The following is a 296-nucleotide window of genomic DNA, read 5'->3' on the forward strand; positions in this document are numbered from 1 at the left end:
TTGGATTGAAGATCAGGATATGTTCCGTTTTTCCGGGATTTTTCGGAATGTTGAATTGAAGGCAGCACCAATTACTCACGTTGAAGATCTGACTATTAAAGCCACACTGATGAATGACTACCAAGATGGCCAATTGGATTTAAGTGCGCAATTGAGTGGCGAACAAAGTGGTACCGTTCACGTAATGGTGAAGGATGTTGCTGGAAATGCGGTCATTGAGCAAACCTGCCCCGTGGCTGAACAAATTCAGTTGCCTACTCAACAGATTAAGAATGTTCATCAGTGGAATAACCATG

The 296-nt window shown here is 42.9% G+C and carries 1 protein-coding gene; it reads left to right on the forward strand.

Features of this window, described 5'->3' with window-relative positions; genetic code table 11:
• Positions 1–109: 109 nt before the first annotated feature.
• Positions 110–296, forward strand: a 187-nt coding sequence (locus ACFIK0_RS09800) for a hypothetical protein (RefSeq protein ID WP_375663976.1), incomplete at its 3' end; no start/stop codon positions are given.

The organism is Bartonella sp. CL63NXGY (assembly GCF_042194905.1).
Classification (GTDB): Bacteria; Pseudomonadota; Alphaproteobacteria; order Rhizobiales; family Rhizobiaceae; genus Bartonella.